This window comes from Desulfobacula sp. (assembly GCF_030611305.1).
GTDB lineage: Bacteria > Desulfobacterota > Desulfobacteria > Desulfobacterales > Desulfobacteraceae > Desulfobacula.
In genome coordinates this window covers 1-19,303 of record NZ_JAUWQB010000009.1, presented here as the reverse complement: position 1 = coordinate 19,303, position 19,303 = coordinate 1, and the positions used below count along the sequence as shown (strand labels likewise).

14 protein-coding genes are annotated in these 19,303 nt (G+C 42.5%); 8 read left to right on the top strand and 6 right to left on the bottom strand.

What is annotated here, in order from left to right:
• Positions 1-6: 6 nt before the first annotated feature.
• The 8 genes from QAI40_RS02880 (at position 7) to QAI40_RS02845 (ending at position 11,301) form a co-directional block, all read left to right on the top strand.
• Positions 7-765 (top strand): hypothetical protein, encoded by a 759-nt coding sequence (locus QAI40_RS02880; RefSeq protein WP_299977345.1) that lies wholly within the window; start codon positions 7-9, stop codon positions 763-765.
• The gene (locus QAI40_RS02875; protein WP_299977348.1) at positions 762-2,039 is read left to right on the top strand and encodes a Ni/Fe hydrogenase subunit alpha; all 1,278 of its coding nucleotides are present in this window, start codon (positions 762-764) and stop codon (positions 2,037-2,039) included. Before QAI40_RS02880 ends, QAI40_RS02875 begins: the two co-directional genes overlap by 4 nt.
• A 307-nt stretch (positions 2,040-2,346) precedes the next feature.
• Positions 2,347-4,062, top strand: a complete 1,716-nt coding sequence (locus tag QAI40_RS02870) for a carbon starvation CstA family protein (RefSeq protein WP_299977351.1) — start codon at positions 2,347-2,349, stop codon at positions 4,060-4,062.
• 57 nt (positions 4,063-4,119) lie between these two features.
• Positions 4,120-4,551 (top strand): hypothetical protein, encoded by a 432-nt coding sequence (locus QAI40_RS02865; protein WP_299977354.1) that lies wholly within the window; start codon positions 4,120-4,122, stop codon positions 4,549-4,551.
• The gene (locus tag QAI40_RS02860) at positions 4,548-4,859 is read left to right on the top strand and encodes a hypothetical protein (RefSeq protein ID WP_299977357.1); all 312 of its coding nucleotides are present in this window, start codon (positions 4,548-4,550) and stop codon (positions 4,857-4,859) included. Before QAI40_RS02865 ends, QAI40_RS02860 begins: the two co-directional genes overlap by 4 nt.
• 5 nt (positions 4,860-4,864) lie before the next feature.
• Positions 4,865-5,794, top strand: coding sequence for an ArsA family ATPase (locus QAI40_RS02855; RefSeq protein WP_299977360.1), 930 nt, complete (start codon positions 4,865-4,867; stop codon positions 5,792-5,794).
• Positions 5,795-6,574: 780 nt separating this feature from the next.
• On the top strand, positions 6,575-9,742 hold the full coding sequence (locus QAI40_RS02850; RefSeq protein WP_299977362.1) for a beta-phosphoglucomutase family hydrolase: 3,168 nt from the start codon (positions 6,575-6,577) through the stop codon (positions 9,740-9,742).
• A 41-nt stretch (positions 9,743-9,783) separates the two neighbouring features.
• Complete coding sequence (locus tag QAI40_RS02845; protein ID WP_299977364.1) at positions 9,784-11,301, top strand: alpha,alpha-trehalose-phosphate synthase (UDP-forming); 1,518 nt, start codon at positions 9,784-9,786, stop codon at positions 11,299-11,301.
• 2 nt (positions 11,302-11,303) lie between these two features.
• On the opposite strand, the gene QAI40_RS02840 is transcribed toward QAI40_RS02845, so the two are convergent.
• The 6 genes from QAI40_RS02840 to QAI40_RS02815 form a co-directional block, all read right to left on the bottom strand.
• Positions 11,304-11,693 carry a YkvA family protein gene (locus QAI40_RS02840; RefSeq protein WP_299977368.1) on the bottom strand — a complete coding sequence of 130 codons (390 nt, stop codon included), beginning with the start codon at positions 11,691-11,693 and terminating at the stop codon, positions 11,304-11,306.
• A gap of 37 nt (positions 11,694-11,730) precedes the next feature.
• Positions 11,731-12,576 carry a sodium:proton exchanger gene (locus QAI40_RS02835; RefSeq protein WP_299977371.1) on the bottom strand — a complete coding sequence of 282 codons (846 nt, stop codon included), beginning with the start codon at positions 12,574-12,576 and terminating at the stop codon, positions 11,731-11,733.
• A gap of 164 nt (positions 12,577-12,740) precedes the next feature.
• Complete coding sequence (locus QAI40_RS02830) at positions 12,741-13,190, bottom strand: response regulator (protein WP_299977373.1); 450 nt, start codon at positions 13,188-13,190, stop codon at positions 12,741-12,743.
• A 67-nt stretch (positions 13,191-13,257) separates the two neighbouring features.
• Positions 13,258-14,973, bottom strand: a complete 1,716-nt coding sequence (locus QAI40_RS02825; protein WP_299977376.1) for a sensor histidine kinase — start codon at positions 14,971-14,973, stop codon at positions 13,258-13,260.
• A gap of 221 nt (positions 14,974-15,194) precedes the next feature.
• Positions 15,195-17,558, bottom strand: a complete 2,364-nt coding sequence (locus QAI40_RS02820; protein ID WP_299977379.1) for a histone deacetylase family protein — start codon at positions 17,556-17,558, stop codon at positions 15,195-15,197.
• On the bottom strand, positions 17,558-19,303 hold a 1,746-nt coding region (locus QAI40_RS02815), incomplete at its 5' end, for a sensor histidine kinase (RefSeq protein WP_304511448.1). The genes QAI40_RS02820 and QAI40_RS02815, both read right to left, overlap by 1 nt.

The following is a 19,303-nucleotide window of genomic DNA, read 5'->3' as shown; positions in this document are numbered from 1 at the left end:
ACTGCCATGAAATATCTGGGCATTGAACCCCAAAAACCAAAGATTGCAGTTTTTGATTTCACTTCCTGTGAGGGATGCGAACTTCAATTGCTGAACAAAGAAGAGACCCTGGCTGATTTTCTGAACGCGGTCGAAATCGTGTCTTTCCGCGAAGCGTCATCTTCAAGTTCCGACAATTATGACATTGCCTTAATTGAAGGCGCGGTTTCTCGAAATGATGAAGTAAAGCGGCTTGAAAAAATTCGTAAAAATGCAAAAGTGCTGGTTGCGCTGGGCAGTTGCGCATGCTTTGGAGGAGTGAACCGGTTAAAAAATGAATTTGATTTAAAATCTGCGAATAAAGAAGTATACGGCAATGACCCGAAGGAGACTATAAATGTCCGGCCGGTAAAGGATATTGTACCGGTGGATATTGAAATTCCCGGATGCCCGGTATCAAAGGCCGAGGTGGAATCCCTCATATGTCATGTGGTATGGGACAGTCCCTTTCAACCCCCTGTTTACCCGGTTTGCGTTGAATGCAAACAGCGCTTCACAACCTGCCTGTTTGAAAAAGGGCAAATGTGTCTGGGACCGATTACCAGAGCCGGCTGCAATGCCCCCTGCCCTGCCGGAGGGCAGGGATGCTGGGGATGCCGGGGACCTGCTGTTGAACCCAATTATGACTCATTTTTTGCCATTGTTAAAGAAAAAGGGTTCGCTGATATTGAACTCAGAGAAAAGCTGAACTTTTTCGGTGCATTTCAGGAGGTTATTATATCATGAAAATAAATCTGAATGTAGACGTCAAACACCTTGCCCGTATTGAGGGTCATGGAAATATTAAAATTCATGTGGAAAACGGGGAAATCAAAGAAGCTAGATGGGATGTCGTTGAGACACCCCGTTTTTTTGAAGTCATGTTAAAAAATAAACATTATACGACAGCGGGTCTTCTTGCTGCCCGAATATGCGGCATCTGCTCCATCAGTCACTGCCTGTGCAGTGTCCGGGCCACTGAGAACGCCTTTAAGGTGGCTATTCCGGAAACAGCCGCTAAATTACGGCTTCTGGCAAAACATGGTGAAACATTCCAGAGCCATATACTGCATGTATTGTTCCTGGCTGCACCGGATTTTTTCAACGAACCCAGCGTGATCCCTTTGATTGAAAAAAAGCCTGAAGTGATTGCCATCGCCATCCGGCTTAAAGGCCTGGCTAACCGGTTGTGCGATACTATTGCAGGAAGAACAACACACCCCGTTACCTTCCAGGTGGGCGGCGTGACGATGATGCCGCAAAAAAACCACCTGCTCGGTTTACAAGATGAACTAAAACGATCCCTTGATGATTTACAAATAGTAGCGGACCTGTTTTCCACATTTACACTCCCCGATTTTATCAGAGAGACGGAATTTGTATCCCTCAAAGGGGAAAAAGGATACCCCTTTATCGGCGGATCATTGATATCCAGCGACGGTGTCGAGCATAAAGAACAGGACTATCGGCCCATGACCAATGAATATGTGGACAAAAACAACACATCCAAGTGGTCTAAACTGTCCCGGGAATCATATGCTGTCGGCGCACTTGCCCGATTTAACAATAACTCTCAACTCATCCATCCAAAAGCAGCCGAAGTTGCCGAATCGCTTGGCTTAAAGCCTGTCTGCCATAATCCGTTTATGAACAATGTGGCCCAGCTTGTTGAGTGCTTTCATGTGGTCCATGAAGCAATCCGCTTGATTGACGAACTGGTTGAATCCGACCCGAGTGAAACCATGACGAAAGTGACACCAAAAGCCGGTGAGGGTGTCGGTGCGGTGGAAGCCCCACGCGGAATTTTGTTTCATCACTATAAATATGACAAAACCGGGCGAATAGAGATGGCCAATTGCGTAGTACCCACCACACAAAATAATGCAAATATCCACCATGACATAAAAAGTCTTGTCAAAAAATCTGCCATGACAAAGGAAATGACTGACAAAAAACTAGAACTTTTATGCTCCATGCTGGTTCGATCCTATGATCCGTGTGTTTCCTGTTCAGTGCATTAGCATTGGAACTTAAATAGAGCCGGGCGCCGTTGTAGCATCAGGCGCCGTTCCACCGAGATCCGGAACAATAACTACAACGGCCCCGGCAAAAATACAAAAAAACTCTTTAACTCAGGATATTGCGGGTACAATCACTTAGAAAATTTCTGAACATGAGAATATTTGTTGGCATTTATTTTTTTACCGTGTATAAAATTAAGAATAATAACAGCAAAGGATTCAAGCTGACAAAAGCACGCACCATTAAATGCTTTTGCCATGATTTATATTAATCTTTAGTTTTTTATAAATATAAGGAGACTATCAAATGAGTGCACTAGTAATCATGGTTGTTGCGTTTATAGGTTATATCCTGATGTATAACTTATATGGAAAATTCATCGGTCAGAAAATTTTCAAGTTATCTCAAGGGCCGGCGGTTCCTTCCATTGAACTGGAAGATGGTATGGATTATGTTCCCACAAAAAAGGAAGTAATTTTTGGGCATCATTTTACATCCATTGCCGGAACCGGACCCATTGTAGGACCCGCCATCGCCATTATCTGGGGGTGGGTACCGGCATTGATCTGGGTGTTTTTCGGTAGTATTTTCATGGGAGCGGTTCATGATTTTGGGGCATTGATTATCTCCATGAGAAACCAGGGGAAATCCGTTGCTGATTATACTTCAAAATACGTCAACGCCCGCACCCGGTTTTTCTTTTTTTTAGTTGTATTTTTAGAACTCTGGATTGTGATTGCCATCTTCGGTCTGGTTATTGCCGTGGTATTTGCCATGTATCCGTCATCGGTACTCCCGGTCTGGTGTGAGGTTTTCATTGCCCTTTATCTGGGACATGCCATTTATAAACAGGGGAAAAGTATCCTGGCCTGGTCCATTATTGCCGTGATTCTAATGTATGTCACGGTGGGCATCGGTGTTTACCTTCCCATTAAAATGCCGGCTATTGCCGGGATTCCACCTACGGGTGTATGGACGATTATTCTCTTGGCCTACGCATTTATTGCTTCTACGCTTCCGGTGACCACATTGCTCCAGCCCCGTGATTTTATCAACTCCCACCAGCTATTAATTATCATGCTTCTGTTGATCGTGGGTGTGTTTCTTTCCGCTTTTGGCGGGAATCTTCACATCGTTGCGCCGGCAATTCAGACAGCACCTGCAAAGGCACCGCCCATGTGGCCCTTCCTGTTTATCACTATTGCCTGCGGTGCCATTTCAGGATTTCATTCCCTGGTATCTTCAGGCACATCTTCCAAACAGGTCAGGGATGAAACCGATTCTCTATTTGTCGGATATGGCTCCATGCTAATGGAGGGTGCTCTTGCCACACTGGTTATCATTGCCGTCTCTGCCGGAATCGGTATGGGCTATGTAACCAAATCAGGGGAAACCCTAGTGGGAGTAGCTGCCTGGACAACCCATTATTCTTCCTGGGCCGCAGCAGCCGGCCTTGGCTCTAAAATAGCGGCTTTTGTGAACGGGTCTGCCAATATGATTGCCTCCACCGGGTTGCCCAACAGCGTGGCTGTGGTTATCATGGGGGTATTTGTGGCATCTTTTGCCGGAACCACTCTGGATACAGCCACCCGTATCCAGCGCTACATTGTTTCTGAGCTTTTCGGCAGCTTAAAGATGAATTTTCTTACCGGTAAATATGTGGCTACTTTTATAGCTGTGGCAACTGCACTGGCACTTGCCTTTGCAACAGGCGCCGGTGGAAAAGGTGCACTAAAACTCTGGCCCTTGTTCGGTGCGGTCAACCAGACCCTTGCAGGTCTTGTTTTGATTATTATTACGGTTTACCTGAAAACCAAAGGCGGTACGAAATGGTTGATATCAGGTATCCCAGCCGTATTTATGATGGTTATGACTATATGGGCACTTGTGCTGAATCAGACCAAGTTCGGCACTGCCGACAATACACTGCTCCAGGTAGTGAATGGATTGATACTTCTCCTGGCTATCTGGATCACTGTTGAAGGACTCATGAAATTTATGAGCATGAAATCTGAATCCTGATAATAAATAGTATGATCCGGGAGAAATAATTTCTTCCGGATCATATGATGATTTGAAATGCAACCGATACTTAAGAGACAATTTATTATAATAATTATACCGGCAGTGTGCCTTTTTCTGGCTTTTGGCCTGGCAAGAGAATTGAATTTTATCAAGCCCGGACTATTTGTTATTCCTTCTGTTCTGCATTCTCTTCTGTTTATTTTATCCGCCATTACTGCCATTGCCGGCCCCCTTTTTTTTCGAACTCTTTTTGCCCATTCCATGCGTAAGCAAAGCCAGGTTACGGCTAAAGAATTTTTATCTTTTCAAAGAAAAATTTTATGGATATCACAGGTTACGCCGTATTTTGCTTTTGTAGCTGTTTTATGTGATTTCCCCAGGTTTTTTGCAGCCGCCATCGTATTGATGGCTCTGTATGCAGTCTATTATTATTTTCCGTCCCAAAAGCGAATTGATTTTGACCGGAAAATATTCCGGGTAAAATGATCAGACCAGGAACATATATCCTCGATATAATCGGAAGAGTGAAAAACCGCCTTTCAGGCATCTGGCAGGTGGCTGACGAAGTGGCAAGATATAAGGCTGTTGGGGCTATTGAGGCGGAGCAAGAAGAACTGGAGTATATTTTTGCCCTTCTGGTACAGGGAACATTCATTGGAATGCCGTCTCCACCAGTACAGATCTGTATGGATCTTCTCCCTTTGATGGAAAAGGATTTGATTTTACTTCTTGAAAGGGTGGACACAGCCAATGAACCATTATCCAGACTGTTTTCCGTATTTGATATAGGATAAAAATCATGACTGAACTTCAAACATTATTTTTTCTAGGCAAGGGCGGAACCGGAAAATCCACGGCATCTGCACTTTTGTCACTGGTTCTTATGGAAAAAGGTAAAAAAGTGCTCCTGGCATCTTTTGATGATGCCCACAACCAGTCGGATATTTTTGAGACGGATTTTTCCGATAAAGCGTGCACGCTGGGGCCTTGCCTTGAAGTCCTTCAAATTGACCGGGATAAAGAAATCAAGCAGTATTTAAAAAAAACTGCCCAAAATGTTAAAAACAGCTATGCATATCTGACAGCCTTTAATCTGGACAATTATTTTGATATTTTAAAATTTTCTCCGGGCATGGAGGAATATGCTTTGGTTACAGCTTTCATGAATCTTCAAACCAGGTATAAGGGATATGATTATCTGATCATTGACATGCCGCCAACAGCCCTGTCATTAAGATTTTTTAATTTGCCTGCCCTGTCATTGACATGGATTGATCAGCTTGAAAAACTGCGGATGGAAATTTATAAGCGAAAGGAAATTATTTCCAGAATAAAATTTGCAGGGAAAGAATTTGAACGGGATAAGGTATTGTCCAGGATCCGGGAAATCAAATCTGACTATCAGGCACTTAAGGGTATTTTTGAAGACCCTCAAAAATCCAATTTCTTTGCTGTATTCAACCAGGATGTGCTGTCTGTGGCTGAAACCAGACGTATCCTTGACCAGCTTAATTCCTTGAATATTGAGGTAAAGGGACTGATCTGCAATGACCGGATGCAGGAGGGGCCAAAAGAAAAAAATATTGAAAATGAATTTTCATCCATTCCCATCCAGCACATTCCTTACTCATCTTCTTCCTTAATCGGGATGTCTGCATTAAAACATCATATTTCTTCATATGATCTGAAGTTTGATAAGGTTTTTAAAAGTCCTTCAGGTTTTGTATGAAAATAAACAATTGGAAAAGCCTTCTGGTGAATGGACAGACAGCAGTTAAAATTTTTATTTTTAATGCCGATGCTTGGCACAAATCCAGCCAACCCGTTTAGATGCAAGGCAGGAAGCATGGAGGGGCCTTTGTTTCTTGTTTGGCCTGCTGTATGATTCATAGAAAGGACTCCTTTATTAAAAATTACCGGCAGATAAATCTATTTAAATATTCTAGATAACTTGACTGTACTCATATCATTCTCCTGTTTGTATCAGCACCACTATAGCTGATCATCGTTTCAATAATTTAAATTCAAGATTCATGCCATGTGCAGGCATTTAATTTAAAAGACACGCATAGAGGAATTCCCTGCCATATCCCGGATTATTTAAGCTCAAACAAAAAAAATATGCGATCAATTTTTTTGCATCTTGTAAAAAAATCTGACATCATAATTATTTTTGATGGAAATCCTTTAATCTTTCATAGGACGTATCAAGACACTATTCTTATGGGAAACATTAGTTCTTTTGAAGTTTCGGCATTCGGTTTCCCAAATGCCAATGCTTTTATGCTGTAATGGTATGATAGTTGCATTTTAAATATTCAGGTTCTTTACTGGACCAGATTATGATATGATTCTATTGTAATACTATTATCTTCGGCAGAAAAAATCTAATGTTAGCAGTTTTGATATCGGTCGTACCCCTCCCCTGGAAACTTATTCACGGTGCAAAAGAAATGACCATCTGGATGGTGCCGTAGCATAAATAAAAATTATGAGGAGGATCTTTTTTATGGCAACCAGAAAACAAGTAATTAATCCTGAACTGTATGATGCTGTCCTGTTTGATCTGGACGGTGTGGTTACCAGAACAGCAGATATCCATGCAACTGCATGGAAAAAGCTTTTTGACGAATACTTGAAAAAAAAGAGCGGCGCCGACAATTATGTACCCTTTGACCTTAGGGATGATTATATAAGGTATGTGGATGGAAAACCCCGATACAAAGGGGTTGAATCTTTTCTGGCCTCCCGCAGTATTGATATTCCCCATGGTTTTGTCAATGATGCTCCTGATCAGGAAACCATCTGCGGGCTGGGCAATAGGAAAAACCATTTTTTTTCTGATTTATTGAAAAAAAAGGGGGTAAAAGTTTATGACTCCAGTATAGATCTTATTAAGCAGTTAAGAAAAAATGGATTTAAGACAGCCATTGTCAGTTCAAGCAAAAACTGTCTTCAAGTCCTTAAGGCTGCAGATATTGAAGCTTTATTTGATAGCAGAGTCGATGGGGTTATATCTGAGAGTCTTGGTCTTGCCGGCAAACCTGAACCGGACATTTTTCTGGAAGCAGCCAAAAGGCTGGATGCTGATGTGAATAGATGTGTGGTGGTGGAGGATGCCTTATCCGGTGTGGAAGCCGGGAAAAAAGGTGATTTTGGAGTGGTTATCGGTGTTAACCGGAAAAATCAGGCAAAACAGCTTAAGCAGAAAGGAGCCCACCTGGTAGTTAACGATCTTTCTGAAATTGAAGCAGGCATGGGAAAAGAGGCCGGCTGGGATCAAATATATTTAGGGTTTGACCCTGAAGATGAAGGACGGCGGGAAGCAATGTGCGCCTTGGGAAACGGATATTTCGTTACCAGAGGTGCGGCCCCTGAAGCAACGGCTGATGATGTGCATTATCCGGGGACCTATCTTGCCGGAGGGTATAACCGGCTTAAGACTGAAATCGCCGGTAGAATCGTTGAGAATGAAGATCTGGTTAATCTTCCCAACTGGCTCTGTCTCAATTTCCGTATCCCTGGAGAGGAATGGTTTCAGCTAAAAAATGTAAAAGTTCTTTTTTATAGACAATCCCTGATTATAAAAAAAGGGGTACTGAACCGCACCATATGCTTTCGGGATAAAAAAAATCGAGAGACGCGCATTTGTCAACACTCATTTGTTCATGGAGATCAGGTGCACAGGGCTGCGCTTAAAACTATTATTACGCCCTTGAACTGGGAAGGTAAAATAGAGATCTGTTCTGCTCTGGATGGCAGGGTGACAAACCAGGGGGTTAAGCGCTATCGGGATTTGAGCAAGCAACATTTTGATCTGGTTGATTCCCGTCACATTGACAAAAAAAGTATGGTGTTAAAAATGCGCACCAATCAGTCATGTATTGATATTGCAATGGGTGCAAGAACCAACATCTTCCTTCAAAGGAATCTGGCTGTTATTAAATCTGTTCCAGCTGACAAACCCAGTGGATATGTTGCCAGACATTCTATTGTAGATGTGAAGAAGAGAGATGATCTTACAGTGGAAAAACTGATCTGTATCTATACATCCCGGGATACAGGTATTTCTGAATGCCTGTTAGAAGTGGAAAATACTATTGCAAATGATGTTGAAAGTTTTGATAGTTTATTAAAATCCCATGTTACAGCCTGGGAACTTTTATGGCGCAAATTCGATGTCACTCTTGAACTGGACAATAGTGATATTGAGCAATATACACAAAAAATTATCAGATTGTATATTTTTCATTTATTACAAAGCTCTTCCGTACATTCCCTGGACATTGACGTGGGTATGCCGGCCCGTGGCTGGCATGGCGAAGGCTACAGAGGACATATATTCTGGGATGAAATGATTATTTTCCCATTTTTTAATTACCGGGCTCCTCAAATTATAAGAACCCTGCTCATGTACCGTTACCGACGACTTGAAGAAGCCCGGCGCGCAGCCAGGAAGGCAGGCTGCAAAGGTGCAATGTATCCATGGCAGAGCGGAAGCAGCGGCAGAGAGGAGACCCAGCAGATGCATCTCAACCCAAGATCGGGCCGCTGGCTTCCGGATCACACCTATCTGCAGCACCATATCAATAATGCCATTGTTTACAATATCTGGCAGTATTTTCAAATTACCCATGACATCGAATTCTTATCCTTTTACGGTGGTGAAATCATCATAGAAATCGCACGGTTCTGGGCAAGCATGGCAACCTATAAACCTGAATTTGACCGATACGAAATCATGGGTGTAATGGGGCCTGATGAATATCATGACGCTTATCCCGGAGCAGAGAAACCAGGTCTGAACAACAATGCCTATACGAATTTAATGGTAATGTTTGTTATGGATCAGGCGCTTAACCTGCAACATGTTATTTCCGAACAGGACTGGGAACATTTAAGAAAAAAGCTTGAGGTGAAAGATAGAGAACTTGAAAAATGGAAAAAAATAAGTCGAAGGATGAGACTCGTATTCCATGAAGGTGGAATACTCAGTCAATTTGAAGGATATGAAAATTTAAAGGAATTTGACTGGGACGGTTATAAAAAAAAATATGGAAATATTCGGCGCCTTGACAGGATTCTTGAAAAGGAAGGGGACAGCACCAATAACTATAAACTCTGCAAACAGGCAGATGTCTTAATGCTTTTATATCTTTTCAGTGCTGAAACGTTAAGAAAGATGTTCAAGCGTCTTAATTATACTTTTGACAAGGGGTTGATCCTAAAAAATATCAACTATTATTTAAACAGAACTACAAACGGGTCCTCCCTGGCACTGGTCATTCATGCCTGGATTGAAGCACGGCAGGCAAGAGAACGTTCCTGGGACTTTTTCAGCCGGGCACTTGAGACTGATATGGTTGATGACCGAACCGGAAGCACCCGGGAAGGTATTCATCTGGCTGCCATGTCAGGGTGTATTGATATTCTTCAACGGGGCTATGCCGGTCTGGAAATACGCAGTGATATACTGATTTTAAATCCTTTACTCCCGAAACCCATAAACCGCATCTGTTTTCATGTTCGATACAGGAACCACTGGCTTGATCTGGAAATCACTCAAACAGACGTTAAGGTTAAAAGCCTGACCAGCAGGGCAAAACCCGTCATGATTATGATCAAAGATGAAATAATCAGACTCTATCCGGGCAAGATAGCATATGTGGATATTTAAACTATCTTTTTGGAAGCCTGGAAAAAGGTAAGGGTAAAAAAATGGATAAAAAAAATACAAAAAAAAGTCATATTATCATTGTATCCAACAGGTTGCCGATTATTTTAAAAAAGGCTGAAAATGGTAAGATAGAGGTTGAAAAAGGGGCTGGAGGCCTGATAACAGCAATGGCACCGATACTGAAGAATCGAAACGGAATCTGGATAGGCTGGCCTGGTTATGTGCACGAGGCAGGTATTGATGACAACAGGTTTCCGGCCATACAATCAGCAGTTTCCGGATATAGTGTTAAATCAGTTATGCTTAGCTCAGATGAGTTAAAAAATTATTATGAAGGTTTTTCCAATTCAATTTTATGGCCTCTTTTCCATGGTTTTACAGATAAATGCATCTTTTTGCCTGAATACTGGATAAGTTACCAGGAGGTTAATAAAAAATTTGCATTAACCGTGTACCAGAATACAGATGACCCCGATTTTATCTGGGTGCATGATTATCAATTAATACTTGTGGGAGCCCAATTGCGTAAATTCAGCAAAAGGACACCCATCGGATTTTTTTTGCATATCCCATTTCCGCCCATTGATACCTTTATACGATGTCCATGGCGATTTGAACTCCTTTCCGCCATGCTGGAATATGACATCATAGGGTTCCACACCATTTTAAGTAAACGTAATTTTATTGGATGTATCAAAAAAATAATCCAGGATGCGCAAATAGATGCAAAAAAAGCGTTTGATGAGACAGTAAGTGAAATAAGATTCAACGGCAGAGTCATCCGTACAGGGGTTTTTCCCATCAGCATTGATTACAATGAATTTTCTCTCCATTCCTGGGACAAAAAAGTCTATAAAAGATCAAAGAAAATACGAAACAATTCCCCTGATACTAAAATATTACTGGGTGTTGATCGTCTGGATTATACCAAAGGCATACCTGAAAAGTTGAAAGCCTTTAAATGGTTTTTAACACATTTTCCAAGGTTCCACAAAAAGGTACATTTCATTCAACTTGTGGTCCCAAGCCGCAGGGAAATAACAGCCTATGCTGATCTGAAACTTAAGATAGAACAACTTGTGGGAGAGATTAACGGCATATTCAGTACAAATGACTGGCTCCCTGTCCAGTATATGTTTCGAAATCTTGACAGAAATGAACTTATTTCATTGTACCGGGCATGCGATATTGCTTTTATTACTCCGTTAAAGGATGGTATGAATCTTGTTGCCAAGGAATATTGTGCCTGCAATATTGATGAAAAAGGGGTACTGATACTCAGCGAATTTGCCGGTGCTGCTCAGCAGTTTTATCAAGATGCAATTTTAGTTAATCCATATGACATTGAAGGCACTGCCAGGGCAATATACAGGGCATTTAATATGCCTCTGGAAGAAAGAAACCAGCGAATGCGCAATCTGCGGGAGAACATTAAAAATAAAGATATTTTCTGGTGGTTGAACTCTTTTTTAAATGCTGCCATTGAAAAGGATTTATCCAGTTTTCCCCGGGTGGATGAATATTTTCCCGATAAACCGACCGCAAACTTAGGAATGTGATTTTATTTTAAGAAGATAGAGATAAAACTATGGATCAAAAACATAAACAGCGCTATCCATATTATTATAAATACTATAGCAAAAACCCAATTTTTTTTTAGTTGTAACGGTTGATTCTCCGCTTTTTTTCTTGATTCTTCCATAATTTCATGTGGAATTAATTTAATTGAAAGCGCTATTAATACAGGAAGAATTAAAAGGTCATCCAAATAGCCTAAAACCGGAATAAAATCCGGAATGAGATCAATTGGACTTAAAGCATATCCCAAAGTAAACAAAATAATGATTTTGGGTAATACAGTAGTTTTCGGATGTTGATATGCATAATAAATTGCCGTAATTTCTTTTTTAAGATTTTTTACTTTTATTTTTAATTCTTCTAATATTTTCAAAAAAACCTGCTTGCATCTCTTGGTCACGAGTTCAAATTCAGAAGGCCGTCATAAAAAAATAAGTTGCGACCCCTGCAACAGCCAGCCAGATATTTGTGATATTACTCACGGTAATATTCAATATAGCTGCCAGGTATTTTTTGCGATTCAAAAGTGCCAGACAACATTTAAACTCCGGCCAACTTGAAAGAGTGGCCAGAACAAAAAATCCGATCACGCCTTTGGGAGCATGGCTTTGCTCCGAGGCAAAGCTTACCACGGGATCAAGAAAATACCCTGCTGCAATTAACACAATAATCGCCGGTATAATACTCCATTTAGCGATAACTTCTTCCTCCATAGACTCCTCAGCCTCTTCCGGCGGCCGCTTAATAAACAGCACTCCGGTCACAACAACCGCTGTCACCACCCAATACATATGATACTGAATTGGAATCGCGTAAAAACTTACAGCCAGACCTGCCGTAAGCGAGATACAGGTCAAACTATACCGCCAATTTGTTTGAAGTGTTTTTAAAAATACTCTAGTAACAAGTGCTGCCGCTATCAATAGAATCGGGTTCATAAAATTAGAACCCAGAGGAGTGCTGGCAGCAAAAAGCACATCCCCCACTACCAGGCCGACGATTAAACAAACAAGCTCAGGCCCATTGGTAATGAACCCGGTTATGGTGCCAAGTCCCTTTACATCCTTCAGGGTCTCGATTATGACTTCAATGGATAATCCGATCAAAATCATGACCAGCACCACCCCTCCTGCCGCAATAAACGACTGATTGAAATTTCCGTTGAACATCAATGAACAACTGCAAAAAAACACAACAACCAGAATCCAGCATATCATATCCAGCCGACCGACAGAATTCATCAGAAATTGTTTCATGGCTTCCCTCCAAATTTTTCTACTAAATTAATTACCCAACTATGTAACTCCCACATACATTGAAGAATTCGGATCGATCCTCAATGGATGCAAACCGGCCGCCCCTGACTGACACGGTTCATAGGGGCGGTCCGGTTTAGAATTCTCATTTCATGCCATACAGGTCAGTCGAACAGCTTGAAAACATCTGAAGGCGACTCTACAACTTTCTTGAGTTTGTTTTCCAAATCCTTTTTCCAGGCTTCATCTTTTTTTCTCCATGCCCCCTCGATTTTTTCAACGAGTTCATCAACTTCACAGGGTTTTGTGAGAAAATCGTATGCGCCCAGGCGGATCGCTTCTATGGCAGCGTCAACTGAACCGTGGCCTGTAAGGAGAAGCGTTTCCGTGAAAAGACCCAGCTTTTTGATCTCCTTCAGGGTAGTTATACCATTCATTCCAGGCATTTTCAGATCAAGAACAACGACATCAAAATTCTCTTTTTCAAGCGCCCTTATGGCGCTTTCTCCATTGTAAACGGCGGTAACCTTATACTGCCTGTTTTGAAGCAGTTTGGCCATGTTATCACAAAATATTTCTTCATCGTCCACAAGTAAAATTTTACTTCCTATCATAATTTATCCTCCTATAATGTTATTCAAAACCGTTAATGTTTAATGTTGCCTCCATATATAATCAGTCTCATCCATGCTTCAATAAATTCTCGGGCGGTTTGAGCGGGAATGTCAGAGTGAAGAGTGTTCCTTTTCCAACATCACTTTCAACGTGAATGTTGCCGCCAAGTTGTTTCACTATGCTGTAACAGATGGAAAGGCCTAGACCTGTGCCCTGTCCCGGAGATTTTGTGGTGAAAAACGGGTCAAAAACTTTCTCAATATCTTCATCTTTTATTCCATTTCCCGTATCCTCCACTATAATGACTATTCCGGTTTTGTCATTTGAAAGGCGGGTGGCTATGGTTATCATGCCATAGCCTTTGTTTTCATGAGCCGCTATTGCATTGTTGATAATATTCAATAATACCTGCTGAAGCTGTGACGGATCTGTCAAGATGGGCGGAATGGTGTCATCCAGTACAGATTTGAACGTTATGCCGTCGGATTTGGCTTCCCTTTCCATAAGATCTATCACTTCTCTTACAAATACATTTATATTAATCGTTTCAATGACCGATTTGGTTCTCCGGGCAAACTTCATAAGATTTTTTGTAATATGGGCGCACCGACGGACTTGTGTACCGATCTGGCTCAATGATCCTGCAAATTGCTCCCCAAATTCCGGGTCTGTTATGGGGGTTCTTTTTTCAGCATCTAAAAGAAGCTGATGTTCCGTCATGATAATGGCAAGGGGATTGTTTATCTCATGGGCAACTCCTGCGGAAAGTTCTCCGATGGATGCCAGTTTCCCTGCCTGCATGAGCTGAGTATTCATTTCTTCAAGCTCGCTGTCTCTTTTTTTAATAACCTGAACCATGTGGTTGGTTACAAATACTGTGACAATTAATATGATCAAAGCGCTGAGATGGAGTGAGACAAGGGTTGCCCTGTTGGCATGACGGATGTCTTCAAAAAACTCTTTTTCGCCAACCCTCACCACCAGGAGCCACCTTGGATCTTTCAGCCAGGTTTCACAGACAATTTTTTTTATCTTCACATCCCTGTCAACTATTTCAAGAAACCTGAATTTCAAATCATCATGAATTTCACCCTTAAATCCTGAGGCCTGGGTCAGAATCTCTCCGCTGAAACCAGGACTTGTCTGATAGATCCCCTTGCTGTTCAGGATGTATACATCCCCGGTCCTGCCGATCCTTACATTCTCCACCAGAGAACGAAAACTGTCTGTGTTAACAGTGGCTCTCAATATCCAACGCCGCCCGTTTTCCTTCTTTGTAACTGCCATTATAAAATGGGGTTCTTTCCTGAATCCCATAAACATATCACTGGTATAAATTTCTTTTTCCATCACTTCCTTGAACCAGAAAGCATTGGAATAATTTTTATCAATAAGCTTGTAAGGCCCTACGTAAGCTGCATGATCCCCGTTTTCATCAATGATCCCAATATCGGTAAGAACCCAGTCATCACGATTGATATTGTTTAAAATATGAGTGAGATTACCCTCTTTTATCAAAAATTCAATTGAATTTGTTCGGGCGATGAAGTCAAGCCTGGTTTTGTTTTCCTTTAAAAAAAGTTCTATAATTTTTTTGTGGTACTCCACACGGGTCTGAAGTGTTTTGAGTATCCTTTCCCTGGCAAATTCTGAATAATGTATATTAATCGCCCATCCGGCCAGGAGCAGGGGAAATAGAGAACAAACCATTGTAAGGAAAATAAACCTGCGAAAGAGACGGGAATAATCTTTCTTGTTCTTGCCTTCACGGTTTTGATCCATGCCAGCTCCTGTATGCTCTGTTTTTTTTGTATACGTAACTGCTTTCACATATAGTATTTCAACAAGTGTGCCAGAGGGTTTCATTCATGCAATATTTGAATAACCTATTGTAATTAAAATATTTCTTTTGCGGTGGCAAAAGCCAGAAAAAATTAAAGTTTGCCTGGATGTCATCTGGCAGGAGACAGGGGTGGAATTTGCCATATGACAATTTTACCCGCCTACCAAAGTACCTCCCAATATTTTTTATGGACTTCAATAACCCTCTTTAAGTTTGACAAATGGCTGAAATCGCTTTTACGGACCCGGTCTATTTTATCTTCGCTTATACCCGGTACATTGCAGATTTCTTTCATAACGGCAAGGCCACATTCCCGGATACCCATTAAGCTGTATCCTCCTTCCATAACAAAGGCTATTTTCCCGACCGAAGCGTGGGCTGCCACCTCAAGGAGAAGTGCTGTTATAAGGGCATACCCGCCTGGTGTCACATTCATGCCTGACAGGCGGTCGTGGATATAAAGGTCAAACCCAAAAGAGACAAGAATTATTTCAGGTCTGTATTCCTGGGCAATGGGCCCGGCAAGAAAACAAAGCGCCCTTCCAATGTCTCTTGCCCGGCTTCCTTTTTCCAAAGGGATGTTGATGGTAAACCCCTGGCCTTTTCCGCTCCCCGTTTCTTCAACCCGTCCTGTTCCGGGAAAAGAGTTTGACTCGTGAATGGAGACAAAAAGCACTTCATCTGTGTTATAAAAAATTTCCTGGGTACCGTTACCATGGTGGGCATCAATGTCGATGATCATCAGTTTGGAAACTTTGTACTGATGTTTAAGATACTTCGCACCCAGAGCGATGTTGTTGAAAATACAAAATCCTGAGCCGCCTGCAGGTCCGGCATGATGTCCCGGAGGTCTTACAAAGGCAAAGCCCCGGGATGACCTGCCTGACATTATCCTGTCCAGCAGAGAAAAGACACCGCCCGCGGCCAGCCTGGCCGTTGACCAGGATTCTTCTGTGGTCTGGGTGTCGAAATCAAGGGAGGTAAGGCCTTTTCCAGCAGTTGTTTCAATTTTTTCAACATACTCAGGCGTATGCACCCATATCAATTCTTTCTTGTCAGCAAACCTGGGGGCAATTTTAACCCATTTTCCAGCAAGGCATTCGGTGGTCAATAGATCCTCCACAGCTTTTATACGCCTGTAATTTTCAAGATGGGCTACCCCCTTGAGATGGTTCCTGTATCTTTTATCAATGACAATTGCGACAGGAAGAAAGGAAGTGGTCTGCAGCGGTTCTGTCTGGGTGCGCCCAAATGCTTTTGCAAGAGTAAGCAGTGCTTCTCCTTCAGGAATACGGCTTTTGTTTTTTAAAAGTTGCGTCACCGTTGTTCTGGCCAGGAGATCGGAACTTGCAGGATGAAGCGACAGCTTTATGAATGCCAGGGCGTTCCTGTGCTGTCCGTTTTTGGTTTTTTTTCCCTTGAGCAGCCGTATCCGGTCCGGAACTCTTTTGCATAAATGACTTGTGATGGAAGGATGGATTTTTTCAGATGATGCCGCAATTGCTGCTATTGTCGTCAAAAGGCGCCCTTCTGGAGATTTGAGTGTATACCGGCACAATCCTCTGGAATGAAAGCCAATGGCGGTATAAAACTTTTCAGCCTCGATTTCAGATTCAAGAACGAGCTCTTTTACCTCGGGGAGATTGCTTTTCCACAGCCCCCATACTCCTGCCATTATAAAGGTCCCCGCCCCTTTGACAGGGCGGGGATCAAGAGGAGAATCTGCTCCGCCCCGGGTGGCAACATATTTTACTTCAAGACCTCTGTAGAAAAGTTTTCTTATCATTTCCAAAAAAATCAGTCCCTGTATCTCTCCTTTTGCAACACAGGCAAAAAGCATGTGGTCCGTGCCCGTAACCAAGCAGTTTAACAGAAAACGGACATGGAAAAACTCCAGGTTAAGGCGGCCGGCCTGAATAAGACTGTCCCGGGAAAAAGGGAATCTCATGAAGGCGGCCATTGTGTACTCATCTACCACCCCCCGGAAAAGTATTCGGGGATCATCCTCAAAATCTTTGAAATCGATCTGATCAGTGCTGTCATTTCGCAGGTCCAGAATTTTTTGCAACCGGTTACGCAACAACTTGACCAAAGGAATTTCATCAGCCTGAATATTTTTTTTAAGTATGGCAGCGATGTTTTTTTTCAACAGGTCTGCGGCCAGATCAATCTCATAATTAAGCATCAGGGACAGGCCAGCGGTATCGGTTTTTGAAGCCATCTTCCCGGGAGCTGCCACAGGGTCCAGGTGAAACAGATCCCGTGTCCGGGCAAGTTCTCCATATTGAATCAACAGTACCTGCTCAAGGCAGGGAGTGCCGCCGGCAAAAAACTGGTACTTGTTGACAAAAGGTTTCTTGTCGCCAAAAGTAAAATACAACTTTTTCTCATCCAGGGTTTCTGATGCAGACAAAAGATCAATGCTCCCCTTTCCCAGCATGGTATGCAGGGTATAGGCAATTTCAGGCTCTCTTTTGGCAATGGCATCTATGGCCTGCCTGATGTTTTCCCGGGTCAGCATCATCAATCCGAAATCATAAGTTCTGAATTTAAAAACGTTCCGATAAACGCTTCGGGCACCTGAACTTCAAATACCACCCCGTATTTTTCCCCGTTTCTAACAGATATTTTCCCGCCGATTCTTTCCAGAATGAATCGGCTGATGGCCAGGCCGAATCCCCAATCCCCCCGTTTGCTCAACTGCTGAAGGTCAAATATCTGTTCCATATCTGCAGTTTCCAGGCCCGGCCCGTCATCTGCGATCAAAACCATCACTGAATTTTCCTTGGCAAATGTGGATACGCAGATCGAGCCGTTTGTGCCGACAACAGCGGAAGCATTCAATAAAAGGTTCAAAAAAACCTGACGCAATACAGCAACATCGCTTCTGACAAAGGATGATCCATCATGAAATCTGGTAATAAGATCTATGTTTTTCTCAATCAATGATGTCTGTAAAAAACCGATCATACGGTTTAAAATCATGTGAATATTTACATCCATAATAACCGGATCTTTTGGTGCAATATATCTGCTAAAGCTGTCTATAAGATTTTTCCCCCTTATGGATTCCGAAAAAATCTGTTTTGCCAGGCTATCGGTTTCACCAGAATCTGCCGGTCCGGTCTGCTCTTTCATCAGTGTTGCTGTAACGTGAATGTTGGACAGGATATCGTTGAGGTCACTGAAAACGCCTCTTGCTAATTTCATTGATGAGGCCAGAAAGGCAGTTCTTCTCAATCTGCTGTCCAGGCGGTGCTTTTTCTTTCTTTTTTCTTCCAGCATGGACACCAGGCTGTCCGTAGTGAGCAGGATGGCCAATATCATAAGAAATCCTGCCAGCAGAACGATAAAAAGGCTGATAATCTTCACTTTTCTTGATACTTCAAAAATATCTCTTTTGTCAACGCTCACAACGCAGAGCCAGGGAATCGTCTCAAGCCAGGTGGTTAAAATAATACTGGACCCTTTATCATCAACCTGTACTCCCTTGAAAGGGCCGGGGGGTGAAACCTGCGATTTCATCATGAGTTTGCCGCCATGTCTCGGATTTGTCTGGAAGGCGCCCTTGCTGTTGATCAGATAGGCATCTCCTTTCCTGTTTCCCGCCACCCGGGTGACAATATTGTCGAACAGGCCTGACAGGATAGTGGCCCTCAAAATCCATACATTTTTTCCTTCATTCCGCTTTACGGCTATGATGAAGTGGGGCTCGTTCCTGAAGCCGGTAAACACATCACTGATATAAATATCCTTGACCATCACGGCCTTGAACCAGAATGCATCCCTGTAATTTTTATCGGCAAGATCGTGGGGGCCTGTATAGGCCAGGTGATCACCGTTTGACCCTATGATACCAAGATCCTGGAAACAGGGCAGTTGACTCTGGAGTGACGACAGAACCTGTTCAATGGTTCCCGGAGATATCATCTTTGAAAGGATATTATTTTCCGAAATAAGCTTTAAATCCATGGTCCGTTCGGTCAGAAAGGAATCAATAGTTTTTTGATGGGAGACCGCTTCCGTCTGAAGCGCCTCCATTGTTTTATTTTTAATTGTGCGGGCCATGTAAAAATACATGCCGCCACCAACCAGGACAAGCGGAAGAAAGGCTGCGGCAATGAGAATTGTGACCACCTTTTTCCATACCTTGCGAAAATAAGGAAAATCTCGTGTAGCCGAAATGGCAAAAGTTCTGGGAAGAAAACCGCACGTTTGCCGCCGAACGGCTGCCAAAAGGTAAAAAACTGTATGCACTGGACATGTTTC

Bases quoted from the DNA above. Each gene is read 5' to 3' on its own strand.
- QAI40_RS02880 (WP_299977345.1), top strand. From the start codon at position 7: ATGAAATATCTGGGCATTGAACCCCAAAAACCAAAGATTGCAGTTTTT.
- QAI40_RS02875 (WP_299977348.1), top strand. From the start codon at position 762: ATGAAAATAAATCTGAATGTAGACGTCAAACACCTTGCCCGTATTGAG.
- QAI40_RS02870 (WP_299977351.1), top strand. From the start codon at position 2,347: ATGAGTGCACTAGTAATCATGGTTGTTGCGTTTATAGGTTATATCCTG.
- QAI40_RS02865 (WP_299977354.1), top strand. From the start codon at position 4,120: ATGCAACCGATACTTAAGAGACAATTTATTATAATAATTATACCGGCA.
- QAI40_RS02860 (WP_299977357.1), top strand. From the start codon at position 4,548: ATGATCAGACCAGGAACATATATCCTCGATATAATCGGAAGAGTGAAA.
- QAI40_RS02855 (WP_299977360.1), top strand. From the start codon at position 4,865: ATGACTGAACTTCAAACATTATTTTTTCTAGGCAAGGGCGGAACCGGA.
- QAI40_RS02850 (WP_299977362.1), top strand. From the start codon at position 6,575: ATGGCAACCAGAAAACAAGTAATTAATCCTGAACTGTATGATGCTGTC.
- QAI40_RS02845 (WP_299977364.1), top strand. From the start codon at position 9,784: ATGGATAAAAAAAATACAAAAAAAAGTCATATTATCATTGTATCCAAC.
- QAI40_RS02835 (WP_299977371.1), bottom strand. From the start codon at position 12,576: ATGAAACAATTTCTGATGAATTCTGTCGGTCGGCTGGATATGATATGC.
- QAI40_RS02830 (WP_299977373.1), bottom strand. From the start codon at position 13,190: ATGATAGGAAGTAAAATTTTACTTGTGGACGATGAAGAAATATTTTGT.
- QAI40_RS02825 (WP_299977376.1), bottom strand. From the start codon at position 14,973: ATGGATCAAAACCGTGAAGGCAAGAACAAGAAAGATTATTCCCGTCTC.
- QAI40_RS02820 (WP_299977379.1), bottom strand. From the start codon at position 17,558: ATGATGCTGACCCGGGAAAACATCAGGCAGGCCATAGATGCCATTGCC.